This window comes from Methyloversatilis sp. (genome assembly GCF_030698125.1).
Classification (GTDB): Bacteria; Pseudomonadota; Gammaproteobacteria; order Burkholderiales; family Rhodocyclaceae; genus Methyloversatilis.
In genome coordinates, this window is the sequence record NZ_JAUYNV010000006.1 from 187,564 (window position 1) to 199,492 (window position 11,929).

The window sequence follows — 11,929 nt, forward strand, 5'->3', positions numbered from 1 at the left end:
CGAGAGGTTAGCCGCATAGCGCAAGGAAAAGCGGGCAGTTTCCCTGTCCCTTGAGGTTATTCGTTGCTCATGTATTCATGGGGCGACAGTGCGCAGAACTGATCGACCTTTCGGTTGCCTGCAGTGTGTCAGGTCCCGGCTGATGGAGAACTGCCTGCTGAAACGGATTTGGATGTGAGTGCGGTGAGCGCACTCGGAAATTGGAGTCGAAACCCAAAGAACCAGCCCAGCACCGGGCTCTGCACATCAAGCTGGCGACTTGAACAAAAACGGTTTCACGTTCTGGATCAGTCGATCTACCTCAGCTTGATTGTGTTGCAGCATCTCGTGCCCCCACAAGCCCACCTCGCCTCGAGCGCAGGACTTAGCGAGTTGTTCGCCCACATTTTCCAGCGATGTGCCACATTCTTGGCGCAGAGGTTCCGGCTCATCACGCGTATCCAGTAGATAGACCCGCTCACGCACATCGGATGGGACAACTTGCAGGAAGCTCTGCCGTCTATTGATCTCTTGACCATCAAAGTCGATTAACAACACCAGATGTCGTTCGGGATACTCGCGCAGCTTTTGCGCGTGTGAGTCTTCAAATTCCGAGCGTACCTTGACCCAGCCACCTGCAACAGGCAACACTTGAATAGCTCGCTCTTGCAGAGAAGGGTCCAATAAGAATCCGTTGACGATCTCGCGGTTGGCGTCATCTTCAGGCAAGACAATTACATGAGGTCTGTACACGTTGACGCTCACGGCTCCAGCTCTCCGCAAATCAGGGACTGAATCACGTCGGTGCGGACTTCGAAGTCCGTCAGCGACCGGATGACTGTGGGCTCCAAATGGCTCTTGCGGCCTAATACCCAAGTGTTGTCATTTGAAAAGCGCCGGACGGCTTCCTCGTTGTGCGAGGTCATCCAGAGTTGCCCGCCGCCCTCTTGGAAGCCTCGACGCAAGGCCATGACGAAATGGCTGACTTCGCTGATCGACAAGTAGTTGTCTGGTTCATCCCAAAATGCGAACAGCGGACCATAGCTCTGGTTGGCTGCCAGCACCACTCCACACAAGAAGAAGCACTTCTCGCCGTCTGATAGGGCTTCGAAGCCCAACTCATGCAGGGCGTTGCCGGCCCTGAAGCGCACCAATAACGCTTTGGCTTCCTTGCCGGCACGTTCAAAACGGAAATCAGACAGGTCAGGCATGACCTGCTGGAGGTACTGACTTAGAGGGGCGTAAGCAGCAGGGTATTGGGCCAGTAGGCCTGAAAGCCAGTCGGCTAAATTGCTGGCGTCTTCGGTCGGCTCCAGCGTTTCGCCCGCGGTTTCTCCTCGCATCAACCGTGGCATTGGGGCCAACAACACCATGCGAGCCAGCCATTCGCGGAAGGTGCCCAGCGCGTTGGCGGTTGAGGGATCCTGGATAACCGGCAATGCCACCAAGTGCCAGTCCATATTGAAGCGTGCTTCAGGCTGACTGGCGTTTTGGCGCCTCAGGGTTACCAGAGCCAACTCTCTTGAGTAAACCGGTTCGCCGTCCACTACCAACTCTTCTTCCACAACGCGCAGTTCTCTGAAGCGGTCGGGGAGATCCAGCGCCAACCTGAACTTGAAGGCGCGACCGCCGAGAACACCTTCTAGTTCAAAGCGCATCGGAACATCGGAGCGGCCGAGCGTGAAGTCACTCGGCTTCAGCAACTGACCCACGCGATTACCGCCTCTGCCGATAGATTGGAGAACCTTTAGGGCCTGGGCCAGCGTGGACTTGCCGCTACCGTTCTTGCCGATCAACAGTGCTGAAGGTGCATCACCGGGTTTGAACTCGAAGTTCTCGAGGCAGCGAAAGTTATGGATATAAACACGTTGGAGCATATTCGTTCCATTCAGTTGTCCGAGGTCTGCATAGCCTCTGCGATGACCAATCCGAGCCGTCGGTTAGTAGTTTATGCATCAAGCCCTGCTTGAGGGCGTGGGTTTTGTCGCGACGCACTTCGAGGGCATCTAGCCGCCGAGTTACAACGCCGACTAAACCGGACATCACGCCACAAACGTCTGTCCAGAGAAAGTTGTCGTTACTGTCGGGCAATCAGCGTCAGGGCGATTTTCTACAGACCTTGGTTGCTTTTCGATCCGTCCGCCGGTCACTGCCTGTGCATATGCAATACAACTCGCGTGCGCAAGTATCAGATAGAGCGGCCAGGGCGTACGACGTGCGTCTGGAAATGATCCGCAGTGCAAAGCCACCCGCTCCAATCGCTTTCGGCGCGAGCCACCCGCCTGTCAGAAACCCGTTTCCTTCTGATGACGCACGGCGAGTAGCGTGACGACGTCCATGCCGATGTGATAGCGCACCACATACCCGCTGTCACCGAAGTCGACCATCCACTCGCGGAATTCATCGGGAAGATCATCGACGGGACGGCCGATGGCAGGTTGCAGCGCCAGCACCTTCACCTCTTCGCGTATGGTCTTGATCGCACGTCTGGCCGCATCGGGGCTCGCGCTGGCGAGAAAACGGTAGAGGCGCTGCACATCCGACAGAGCCGGCTGCGACCAGATCAGACGTGGCATTCAGGCGGCTCGGCGTCGTTGCCCTGTTCGAGTCGAGCCAGCCAGGCATCCGCCTCTTCACCCGTGAGATGCAGGCCAGTGGTGCGGTAAGCCTCCCACGCTTTCAAGGTGTCCTGGCGGAAAGTTTCACGCTTTTCTTCGCGCTCGACGTACTGCGTTATGGCTTCGCGCATCAGCCAGTGGGGGGTGCGCTGGCGCGCGTCCGCCAAGCGTTTCACACGCATCCGGATGTCTTCGTCGATCTTGATTGCTACGGGACGTGTGGTCGAAGCAGGCATGATGGTCCTGACCGGTATCGCGTGGTAATACCTGACTATACATGATGCGCCACGCCTACCTGCCCTGGCCGTTGCGCACCTGTCCAATGAACGATGCCGACGTTGAAAAGAGTGCTCCGGCGGGCGATGCCCTCGACAAAGGGACTACGAATTACCAATTAAAGCACTGAGTGAATTTACTCAGTGGGGCAAGTCACCGCTTCCGGTCTCGACAACCGGTGGTCATCGAAGGCCTGGCGTCTTTTTCACGTTGTCCGGAGTCAGGATGTGGACGGTGATCGCACGCGCCGTTCCCCTCCGCGCGACAGGCGCGGGTCGCGGCGCCGTTCCCTTGTCCCTTGAATCTTGTAACTTGCATCTGCCCTACAACGTGCCGCGCGGTTTGCGGCCGGCCTTCGCGAACGCGAAGTCGAATACGGTGTCCGGCAGCAGGCGCAGCAGCCTGGCCACCACCCCCATCTGCCAGGGCACGACTGCGCAGGACGTGCCGCGTGCGATGACGCGGGCGAAGCGCGGGGCGGCTTCGTCGGCGCTGAGCAGGAAGGGCATCGGGTAGGGGTTGATGGCAGTCATCGGCGTGTCGATGTAGCCGGGGCAGATCGTCTGTACCTTCACGCCGCTGCCGCGCAGTTCCACGCGCAGGCTTTCCAGATAGGTGATGGCCGCCGATTTCGACGCGCAGTAGGCACCGGCACCCGGCAGGCCGCGGATGCCGGCAACCGAGGCGATGCCGACCAGCGCACCGCTGCGCCGCGCCTGCATCGGTTTCACGAAGGGTGCGAAGGTGCGCACCAGCCCCAGCACGTTGATGTCGAATATGGCTTCGAACGCCGGCAGGTCTTCCAGCTCGCCGGTCAGCGTGCCGACCGACACGCCGGCGTTGCCGATGACGATGTCCGGCACACCGGCCTGCTGCATGAAGGATCCGGCGGCGGCCTGCAGTGCGGCCGCGTCGCGCACGTCGGCGGCAAAGGTGAAATGTCGCCCCGGCAGGCTGGCAGCCAGCGCATCAAGCTGCGCCGCTCGCCGCGCAACGAGGCCGAGCGTGGCGCCTTCCGCGGCGTAATGGCGGGCCAGTGCTTCGCCGATGCCGCTCGATGCACCGGTCAGAAAGACGACGGGTGCCGCGCGGGCACCCGTTTTTGCCGGACGCGCTGCGTCCATGCGGCTTACTTCCTGGCGGCCGCTGCGCGCTCGCCGCGGGCGCGTTCGATCAGCTGGTCGACAATGGCGAGCATGCCTTCGTAGCTGTTGCCGAGCGCGATGTATTTGCCATCGACCACCAGTGCCGGCACGCCGGTCAGCTGATAGGCGGCACTCATCTGCTGCGCACGCTGCACCTTGCCTGACACCGCGAACGACTTGGCGGTGTCTTCGAACTTCTTCGCATCGATGCCGTTCTTGCCCATCCAGCTGCTGATGGTCGCCATGTCGTTGAACGCCTGGCGCTCCATGTGGATGGCGTCGAACACCTTGCTGTGCATGCGGTCGAGCTCGCCCAGGGTTTCCAGGGTGTAGTAGGTCTGCGCACCGGCCACCCAGGACTGGCGGAAGATGGCCGGTACCCGCTTGAAGGTCACGTCGTCCGCCTTGCGGTCGAGCCACTTCTTCAGTGACGGCTCGAGCTCGAAACAGTGCGGGCAGCCGTACCAGAAGAACTCGATCACCTCGACCTTGGGGCCCGGTTCGACCGACTGCGCCGGCTTGATTTCGCGAAAGTCCTTTTCGTTCAGCGGGGCGGCAGCGACGCCACCGGCCATGAAGCCGGCAAAAGCCAGCGCGGCAATCTGCTTGAATCCGAATTTCATGCTGTCTCCTGTGTATGCATGGCAAGTCCGGTCATCGGACAAGCGAAGTGTCGATCCCGTTCTGCGCCAGGTCTGCACGGACCCGGCTCATGTCGTCCGGGCTGGCGAACGGGCCGAGCCGTACGCGGTACAGCGTGCCCTTGCCGGCGACCGCATGGGACTGAATGTTCGACTCCAGACCCATCAACGCAAGACGGGCGCGCAGGTTGTCCGCTTCTTCTTCCGACGAAAAGGCGCCGGCCTGCAAAACCAGCGATTCAGGCGCAGCGGCCGGCGCCGGCGCGGCCGTGGGCGCGCTGGTTTCTTCCGGCTGAGTCGGTGCGGCAGCGGGCGGTGTCCGGGTGGGGGCCGGCTGCGCACTCTGGCTGCCCGGCAGGATTTCATAGAAATCGAAGCGCGGCCTGGCGGGGGGCTTGTCACCCGGCTTGCCGGGCAGTGCGACCGGTTCGCTACCGGACGCAGCGGCTGTCGGCGCGGCTTCACGCAACTGCAGCGGCAGCGCCGAGCCGTTGATGTACCACATCACGCCGGCGCACAGCACCACCCCCAGTACCAGGCCGACGAAGATGCCGACGACCGTGCCGCCGCGATGCTTGCGCGCGGGCGCCTTCTTTTGCGCTGCTTTGGCCATCACATCGATTCCGGTGCGGACACGCCGAGCAGCGCCAGCCCGTTGGCGATGACCTGCCGGGTCGCGGCGGCCAGCGCCAGACGGGCTTCGCGTACCGCCAGATCGTCGACAAGCATGCGCGAAGCGTTGTAGAAGGCGTGGAAATCGGACGCCACGTCGCGCAGGTAAAAGGCGACCGAGTGCGGCGCACGGTCAGCAACCGCCTGGGTGATCACGTCCGGAAACTCGGCCAGACGCTGGGCCAGCAGCAGTTCGCGCTCGCCGGTCAGCGCATCGAACGGGATGCCGGGCAGCAGCGACAGGTCGAGCGCGTGATTGGCAACCGCCTCGCGCAGCACCGAGCAGATGCGGGCGTGCGCATACTGGATGTAATAGACCGGATTGTCGTTCGACTCGGATTTGGCGAGATCAAGGTCGAAATCGAGGTGCTGGTCGCTCTTGCGCAGCACGTAGAAGAAACGCGCCGCATCGTTGCCGACTTCGGCACGCAGGTCGCGCAGCGTGACGAAGTCGCCCGAGCGCTTGCCCATGGCGGCCTTTTCACCGCCGCGGTACAAAACGGCGAACTGCACCAGCGCGATTTCGAGCTTGTCGGGGTTTTCGCCCAGCGCGGCCAGCGCGCCCTTCACGCGCGGGATATAGCCGTGGTGGTCGGCACCCCACACATCGATGACCAGGTCGAAGCCGCGCGCGAACTTCTCCGCGTGATAGGCGATGTCGGACGCGAAATAGGTATAGGCGCCATTTTCTCGACGGACGACGCGGTCCTTCTCGTCGCCGAAGCGGGTCGACCGAAACCACAGCGCACCATCCTGTTCGTACAGGTAGCCGCCGTCCTGCAGGCGCTTCACGGCGCGATCCACCGCGCCGTTGCTGTGCAGCGACTGTTCCGGATACCACACGTCGTAATGCACGCGGAATTCGCCCAGATCATTGCGCTGGTCGGCCAGCATGGCATCGAGCGCGTAGCGGTGCACCGTCCACCAGTCTTCGCCGAGTGTGGTCCTGGCGTGGGCGATCAATGCGTCGAGCATGGCGTCGGCGGTATCGCCGGCGACCGAGGCGTCGGGCAGCTCGGCCGTGTGCCGGTTCAGGCGAGTGCCCTGCTGGATGAACAGCTCCGCCCCGATGTCGCGCACATAGTCGCCGCGATAGCCGTCGGCTGGGAACTTCACTGCCGCGCCCTGCGTTTCCATGTAGCGCAGCCACACCGACACCGCGAGGATGTCCAGCTGGCGACCGGCGTCATTGACGTAGAACTCGCGCGTCACCGCATAGCCGGCGGCGTCGAGCAGGTTGCACAGCGCCGAGCCGTAGGCGGCACCGCGACCATGGCCGACATGCAGCGGCCCGGTCGGGTTGGCCGACACGAATTCGACCTGCACCTTTTTGCCGGCGCCGGTGTCCGAGCGGCCGTAGCGTTCGCCTTCGTTCAGGATGCGGCCGACGATGGCCTGCTTGACCGATGCGCTGAAGAAGAAATTGATGAAACCGGCGCCTGCCACTTCGGCGCGCTCGACCATGCCCGATGGCGGCAATTCGCGCACGATGCGTTCGGCGATGACGCGCGGATTCTGTTTCAGCGCCTTGGCCAGCTGCAGCGCGACGTTGCAGGCGAGATCGCCGTGCGAAGCCTGCTTCGGGCGATCAAGAAGAATGTCGGGCGGCGCGATGTCGGGCGCCACGCTGGCCAGTGCGGCATGCAGCAGACGGGTCAGTTCTCGGCGCAGTTCGGGGGTCATGGATGAAACGGAAGCGCGATGCGCAAGTGCATTTGGAGACCGCGAAGTATAGCGCGAGCCCGCATTCAGCCCGGAAAGCCGCTTCCGGCGTGACGGTGCTTCTTGTACAGTGCGCGCTCCGCACGCCGCTGTCGAGTCCCCGCAACATGAGGTTTCAACCCCCCAGATCGTCTGTTCCTGCCCCGCAACGTGCGGCCGAGGGCTGAGCCGCATGCGCTGGCTGCGACTGCTCAAGATCCTCACGGTGAGCCTGCGGTTCGGGCTGGACCAGATGCTGCTCGACGCCGGCAGCAAGCTTCGCTTTGCCGGTCTGCTGCGCGTTACCCGGATGGGGCGGCGCTTCAGCGACCCGCGCGCCGTCAGGCTGCGCGAGGCGCTGGAGGCGCTGGGCCCGATTTTCGTCAAGTTCGGCCAGATGCTGTCTACGCGGCGCGATCTGCTGCCGCCGGACATTGCCGACGAACTGGCCAAGCTGCAGGACCGCGTGCCGCCGTTCCCGTCGGAACAGGCGATCGCCCGCCTCGAAGCCTTCTACGGCAAGCCGCTCGATCAGGTGTTCCGCAGCTTCGAAAGCCGGCCGGTGGCGTCCGCATCGGTGGCGCAGGTGCATTTCGCGGTGCTGCCGAATGGCGAGGACGTGGCGGTCAAGGTGCTGCGCCCCGGCATCGAACACATCATCGCGAACGACATCCTGCTGATGGAAACCGCAGCCGGCCTGCTGGAACGGGTGTGGTCGGAAGGGCGCCGTCTGAAGGCGCGCGAGGTGGTGGCCGAATTTTCCAAGCATCTGGGCGACGAACTTGACCTGATGCGCGAGGCGTCGAACTGTTCTCAGCTGCGCCGCAACTTCCGCGATTCGCCGCTGCTCGCCGTACCCGAGGTGTACTGGGACTTCTGCGGTCCGACCGCGATGGTGATGGAGCGCATGGTCGGCTTGCCGATTTCGCATACCGATGCACTGCGCGCCCAGGGGGTCGACATGGCGGCGCTGTCGCGCGCCGGCGTCGAAATCTTCTTCACCCAGGTGTTCCGCGACGGCTTCTTCCACGCCGACATGCACCCGGGCAACATTTTCGTCGCGCCCGACGGCCAGTACATTGCGCTCGACTTCGGCATCATGGGTACGCTAACCGACGTGGACAAGAATTACCTGGCGCAGAACTTCCTCGCCTTCTTCCAGCGCGACTACAAGCGGGTGGCGCAGGCGCACGTCGATGCCGGCTGGGTGCCGCGGGGCACCCGGGTGGATGAGTTCGAGGCGTCGATCCGTGCCGTGTGCGAACCGATCTTCGACAAGCCGCTGAAGGAAATCGAGTTCGGCCGCACCCTGCTGCGGCTGTTCCAGGTGTCGCGCCGGTTCAACGTCGAAATCCAGCCGCAGCTGGTGCTGCTGCAGAAAACCCTGCTCAACATTGAAGGCCTGGGTCGTCAGCTCGACCCGGAACTCGACTTGTGGAAAACCGCCAAGCCCTTTCTGGAACGCTGGATGAGCGAACAGGTCGGCTGGCGCGCGCTGCGCCGCAAGCTGCTCGACGAGGCGCCGGCCTGGGCGATGATGATGCCGGAGCTGCCGCGGCTGGCGCACAAGGTACTGAGCCAGTCTGCCGCGCAGGACGTGCGGCAGGACGCGGTCGATCTCGAATATCGCAGCCGCCGGCAGCTGCGCTGGATACAGTTCCTGTGCCTGCTGGTCGCACTGCTGATCGGCTTCGAGGTGTGGCACGCCTACGCCTGAGCGTCGCGCGGGATTGCTTCCCTAAAGATGTCGCCGCGAAGGTCGTTAGCCCATGCTCATACCGGGAGATGCCAACGATGAAAACGACCACGGTAGCGGCGGCAGGTTTTGTGCGGGGCAGCGCAGGGGCGGGAGCATGATTCCTCCACACATGAAGGCATTCGGCGAACTGGCCGGTTCGATGAGCCGCTCGGTGCATTGCGCCGCGTCCACCTTCACGCAGATCGTGTCCGAGCAGGTGGGCATGTCGGTTTCGCATGTCGAAATCGCCGACCGCGCCCGCCTCGATCTCTGTCTGGCCAGCCTCGACAGTTGCCTGTGCGGCGTGGCTCAGCGCATGCGCACCACCGAGGGCTGCGGCGCCGAAGCCATGCTGGTGCTGCCGCAGATCGGCGGCCTGGCGCTGGTGCGACGCATGCTCGGTCTGCCGGGTGACATTGCCGAACCGGGCGAACTGGAACAGGACGCACTCGCAGAGGTCGGCAACATCGTCATCGACGCCTGCACGGGCGTGCTGGCCGGCGCATTGGGTTGGCACATCGAGGCGGCCCAGCCGCGCGTCACGCTGTCGGTACCCGATCGTCTGTTCGGCGTGGATGAATCCGTACGCAGTGCGCTGGTGACCCATCTGCGCATGCACCTGTCGGGCCTGCGCGTCGATGGTCTGGTGATACTGGAAATGACTGCCCTCGCCGGTCTGCCCATGCTGCCGCCGCGGCGCCTCGACGCCTGAGCGAAAACCCCGCAGATCCAGTGCCCGCAAGGCTTGTGCGCCGTTATCATTGAGCCTGCGCGGTGTCGTGCCGCGCCGCGAAATGTTGCTCCGGGGCGTGCATGCTGATCTGGTTCGTGGTGCTCTATCTGATGGTGTCGGTCGGCATCGGTCTGTACGCCGCGACACGGGTCCATAACGCCAGGGATTTCGCCGTGGCCGGCCGCAGCCTGCCGCTGCCGGTGGTGACCGCCACGGTATTCGCCACCTGGTTCGGCGCCGAGGCGGTGTTCGGCGTGTCGGCGCAATTCGTCACCGAAGGGCTCGGCGGTGTGGTCGCCGACCCGTTCGGCGCATCGATGTGCCTGATCATCGCCGGCATCTTCTATTCGACCAAGCTGTACAAGCTGAACCTCATGACCGTTGGCGATTACTATCGCCTGCGCTACAACCGCACGGTCGAAGTCATCACCTCGCTGTGCATCATCGTGTCGTATCTGGGCTGGGTGGCGGCCCAGATCAAGGCCATGGGCCTCATTTTCTTCATGGTGACGGACGGCGCGGTCAGTCAGGAAACCGGCATGGTGCTCGGTGCCCTCATCGTGCTGACCTACACCACCTTCGGCGGCATGTTTTCGGTGGCCATTCTGGATTTCGTGCAGATGGCGGTGTCGATGGGTGGTCTGCTCTACATCGCCTACGTCATCAGCGGCCTGACCGGGGGGGTGGCGCCGGTCATCGACCACGCGTCGGCGGCCGGCAAGCTCGACTTCTTTCCGCCGGCCGACCCGTGGCTGTGGATCACCTTCCTCGGCGCCTGGCTGACCATGATGCTGGGCTCCGTTCCGCAGCAGGACGTGTTCCAGCGCATCACGTCGGCGAAGAGCGCGAAGGTCGCGATCGGCGGCTCGGTGCTCGGTGCATCCATCTACTTCTGCTTCTGCTTCGTTCCGATGTTCATCGCCTACTCGGCGACGCTGATCGACCCCGGCACCTTCAACGCGCTGATCGAGGAGGATTCGCAGCGCGTGCTGCCGACGCTGGTCATGCAGCACACGCCACTGATCGCGCAGATCCTGTTCTTCGGTGCGGTACTGTCGGCCATCATGAGCTGTTCGTCTGCCACGCTGCTGGCGCCGTCGGTTACCTTCGCCGAAAACATCGTCAAGGGCTTCTACCCGCGCATGGGCGATCGCCAGCTGCTGTTTGTCATGCGCAGTGCCATTGTCGGCTTCACCAGCATCGTGCTGGTGGTGGCGCTGAATTCCGAAGCGGGCATTTTCGAAATGGTCGAGAACGCCTACAAGGTGACGCTGGCCGGCGCCTTCGTGCCGCTGTTCTTCGGTGCGTTCTGGAAGCGCGCGACGACCCAGGGCGCGCTGGCGGCGATCATCGGCGGCCTGGGGTCATGGCTGCTGGTCGAGATACTGGTTGGCGAGGCCAGTGCGGTGCCGGCTCAACTGATCGGTCTGCTGGTCAGTGCCACCGGAATGATTGCCGGCTCGCTGCTGCCGCAGTGGGTCGGCCATCGTCTGCCGCACGAGCCGGACCACGCAGCGCTGCATCACCATGCAGCCGCCGGCACGCATCACGCCGCCACCGGTCATGCCCCGCCGCAGCGCTGAACGCTACTGCGCGGGCTGAGGCTGAGCCGCTGCCTTGGCGGCCGCTTCGGCTTCGCGCTGCAGGCGCTGTGCTTCCTTCCGGCGCACCCGTTCATCGATCTTGTCGGCATGGCGCTGCTGGTCTGCAGCACGCTCGGCAGCGCGGGCGTCTTCGCGTTGTCGCCCGGCGGCCTGTTCGGCCTCCTTCCGGGCGGTTTCCTGTGCTTTCAGCCGTGCGCGCGCTTCCGCGTCGGCATCCTTCTGCGCACGCTCCAACGCTTCCTGCTCGCGCTGTCGCGTCAGCGCCTGCTCGGTTTCACGCGTCTTCACGCTCATTTCGATCGACTTGAGCCGGCGTTCATCGGCTGTCCGCTGCTTCTCCGCGCGTCGCGCCTGCGCGGATCGCGTGCGCACATCGCGTTCGATGTCGCGCGCCTCGAGTTCGAGCTTGCGCACTTCGGTAACGCGCTGACGCAGCGTTTCGTCCGCTTCTTCGATGCAGGACGACACCAGCGTGCGCTGCCAGCAGAGCGCGTCGGCGGCGGCCCGATCGGCATCGGCCTTGCGCCGCAGTTCGCGTGCCTCATCCTTCAAAATGGTCGCGCGCTGGCGAAGCCGGTCGCGCTCCTCGGCCGGGAAGGCATCGGCCTCCACGATGGGGGAATCGTTGGCGGCAGCGGAGCCGGCCGCAGCCAGACCGCTTGCCGTCAGGGCAATCAGTCCCGCCAGCAGGTGTGCGGCAAAAGTGTTCACGAGCATCCTCATCCTTGAACTTCAACGCCGCGCGGCGCCGCGCGGTCCATCCGCCGCGATGCTAACCCGGCGGACGGATGTTGGACATGCAAACGCCCTCAACGCATCGGA

Annotated in this window: 12 protein-coding genes; 3 read left to right on the plus strand and 9 right to left on the minus strand. The window is 63.6% G+C overall.

The annotated features are described in order from the left end of the window. Positions 1-246: 246 nt before the first annotated feature. The 8 genes from Q8Q80_RS03365 to argS form a co-directional block, all read right to left on the minus strand. On the minus strand, positions 247-744 hold the full coding sequence (locus Q8Q80_RS03365) for a hypothetical protein (RefSeq protein WP_305631567.1): 498 nt from the start codon (positions 742-744) through the stop codon (positions 247-249). Beyond that, a complete protein-coding gene (locus Q8Q80_RS03370) occupies positions 741-1,856 on the minus strand; it encodes an AAA family ATPase (protein WP_305631568.1) in 1,116 nt (371 codons plus the stop codon). Before Q8Q80_RS03370 ends, Q8Q80_RS03365 begins: the two co-directional genes overlap by 4 nt. Positions 1,857-2,264: 408 nt before the next feature. Then, positions 2,265-2,555 (minus strand): type II toxin-antitoxin system RelE/ParE family toxin, encoded by a 291-nt coding sequence (locus Q8Q80_RS03375; protein ID WP_305631569.1) that lies wholly within the window; start codon positions 2,553-2,555, stop codon positions 2,265-2,267. Further along, positions 2,543-2,833, minus strand: a complete 291-nt coding sequence (locus Q8Q80_RS03380) for a CopG family ribbon-helix-helix protein (RefSeq protein WP_305631570.1) — start codon at positions 2,831-2,833, stop codon at positions 2,543-2,545. The genes Q8Q80_RS03375 and Q8Q80_RS03380 overlap by 13 nt, the downstream gene beginning before the upstream one ends. 363 nt (positions 2,834-3,196) lie before the next feature. Beyond that, positions 3,197-3,997, minus strand: a complete 801-nt coding sequence (locus Q8Q80_RS03385) for an SDR family oxidoreductase (RefSeq protein ID WP_305631571.1) — start codon at positions 3,995-3,997, stop codon at positions 3,197-3,199. Between the two features lie 5 nt (positions 3,998-4,002). Next, positions 4,003-4,641, minus strand: a complete 639-nt coding sequence (locus tag Q8Q80_RS03390) for a thiol:disulfide interchange protein DsbA/DsbL (protein ID WP_305631572.1) — start codon at positions 4,639-4,641, stop codon at positions 4,003-4,005. Between the two features lie 31 nt (positions 4,642-4,672). Continuing rightward, positions 4,673-5,272, minus strand: a complete 600-nt coding sequence (locus tag Q8Q80_RS03395) for an SPOR domain-containing protein (protein WP_305631573.1) — start codon at positions 5,270-5,272, stop codon at positions 4,673-4,675. Next, positions 5,272-7,014: an arginine--tRNA ligase gene (argS, locus tag Q8Q80_RS03400; RefSeq protein ID WP_305631574.1), complete on the minus strand. Its 1,743-nt coding sequence runs from the start codon at positions 7,012-7,014 to the stop codon at positions 5,272-5,274. Before argS ends, Q8Q80_RS03395 begins: the two co-directional genes overlap by 1 nt. Before the next feature lie 211 nt (positions 7,015-7,225). On the opposite strand from argS, the gene ubiB reads away from it, so the two are divergent. The 3 genes from ubiB (at position 7,226) to Q8Q80_RS03415 (ending at position 11,086) form a co-directional block, all read left to right on the plus strand. Then, entirely contained in the window at positions 7,226-8,749 is a 1,524-nt protein-coding gene (gene ubiB / locus Q8Q80_RS03405) for a ubiquinone biosynthesis regulatory protein kinase UbiB (RefSeq protein ID WP_305631575.1), read from the plus strand. 136 nt (positions 8,750-8,885) lie between these two features. Further along, positions 8,886-9,482, plus strand: coding sequence for a chemotaxis protein CheC (locus Q8Q80_RS03410; RefSeq protein WP_305631576.1), 597 nt, complete (start codon positions 8,886-8,888; stop codon positions 9,480-9,482). Positions 9,483-9,583: 101 nt separating this feature from the next. After that, on the plus strand, positions 9,584-11,086 hold the full coding sequence (locus Q8Q80_RS03415; protein WP_305631577.1) for a sodium:solute symporter family protein: 1,503 nt from the start codon (positions 9,584-9,586) through the stop codon (positions 11,084-11,086). Between the two features lie 3 nt (positions 11,087-11,089). Here the strand turns inward: Q8Q80_RS03415 and Q8Q80_RS03420 are convergent, their stop codons facing one another. Further along, entirely contained in the window at positions 11,090-11,818 is a 729-nt protein-coding gene (locus tag Q8Q80_RS03420; RefSeq protein ID WP_305631578.1) for a hypothetical protein, read from the minus strand. Positions 11,819-11,929 lie beyond the last annotated feature (111 nt).

Excerpts from the sequence above, each read along its gene's own strand:
- Q8Q80_RS03370 (WP_305631568.1), bottom strand. The coding sequence starts at position 1,856 with ATGCTCCAACGTGTTTATATCCATAACTTTCGCTGCCTCGAGAACTTC.
- Q8Q80_RS03375 (WP_305631569.1), bottom strand. The coding sequence starts at position 2,555 with ATGCCACGTCTGATCTGGTCGCAGCCGGCTCTGTCGGATGTGCAGCGC.
- Q8Q80_RS03380 (WP_305631570.1), bottom strand. The coding sequence starts at position 2,833 with ATGCCTGCTTCGACCACACGTCCCGTAGCAATCAAGATCGACGAAGAC.
- Q8Q80_RS03385 (WP_305631571.1), bottom strand. The coding sequence starts at position 3,997 with ATGGACGCAGCGCGTCCGGCAAAAACGGGTGCCCGCGCGGCACCCGTC.
- Q8Q80_RS03390 (WP_305631572.1), bottom strand. The coding sequence starts at position 4,641 with ATGAAATTCGGATTCAAGCAGATTGCCGCGCTGGCTTTTGCCGGCTTC.
- Q8Q80_RS03395 (WP_305631573.1), bottom strand. The coding sequence starts at position 5,272 with ATGGCCAAAGCAGCGCAAAAGAAGGCGCCCGCGCGCAAGCATCGCGGC.
- argS (WP_305631574.1), bottom strand. The coding sequence starts at position 7,014 with ATGACCCCCGAACTGCGCCGAGAACTGACCCGTCTGCTGCATGCCGCA.
- ubiB (WP_305631575.1), top strand. The coding sequence starts at position 7,226 with ATGCGCTGGCTGCGACTGCTCAAGATCCTCACGGTGAGCCTGCGGTTC.
- Q8Q80_RS03410 (WP_305631576.1), top strand. The coding sequence starts at position 8,886 with ATGATTCCTCCACACATGAAGGCATTCGGCGAACTGGCCGGTTCGATG.
- Q8Q80_RS03415 (WP_305631577.1), top strand. The coding sequence starts at position 9,584 with ATGCTGATCTGGTTCGTGGTGCTCTATCTGATGGTGTCGGTCGGCATC.